The organism is Porphyromonas uenonis 60-3 (assembly GCF_000174775.1).
Lineage (GTDB): Bacteria > Bacteroidota > Bacteroidia > Bacteroidales > Porphyromonadaceae > Porphyromonas > Porphyromonas uenonis_A.
The window spans coordinates 1-503 of the sequence record NZ_ACLR01000056.1 but is presented as its reverse complement, the minus strand read 5'-3'; the positions used below and the strand labels follow the sequence as shown (position 1 = coordinate 503).

At 50.5% G+C, this 503-nt stretch carries 2 protein-coding genes; both read right to left on the bottom strand.

The features are described from left to right. Positions 1-181: hypothetical protein (locus PORUE0001_RS10525; RefSeq protein ID WP_157750181.1), on the bottom strand; the 181-nt coding region annotated here is incomplete at its 3' end. Beyond that, positions 168-503: helix-turn-helix domain-containing protein (locus tag PORUE0001_RS10280; protein ID WP_007364705.1), on the bottom strand; the 336-nt coding region annotated here is incomplete at its 5' end. The genes PORUE0001_RS10525 and PORUE0001_RS10280, both read right to left, overlap by 14 nt.

Sequence of the window (503 nt, the reverse complement as noted above, 5' to 3'; positions counted from 1 at the left end):
CCCTGGGGAGCCAACTGCGCACATACTGGCAATAGTGTAGGACGGAGGCTACTTTGACATCTTCGTCTTGCTCGGTGAAGGTGTGCTTGTAGTAGCCTTTGCGGCTGACTTCTAGCTGCTGACAAAGGTAGGTTATGGAGAGCTTTTGATCTCTCACTTGGGCGGATTCAAGCTGTTTCACGGCTACAAATCGGTCTTTTTTTTAGATCAATGTGGTAGCGATTCAAGACCACTTCGAGTAGTGTTTTGTTGACCAAGGCCTTGCTCTCAGCTTGGAAGAGGGCTGCTTTGAGGCGAGCGTTTTCGCGCTTGAGTTCTGCGTAATCTGGATCTACGGCTTTGTTCTTGTTTGTCTTGCTCATAGTGCTTTGGTTGGGTAACTCTACACCAAAGGTACGCAACCAATTTCGAATGGTGCGTGCGGTGATGCCGTAGCGCTGGCTGGTGGTGGCGATGCTCTCGCCTGTGGCTAGGAGGTCATCGATGACTCTCCACTTGAAATC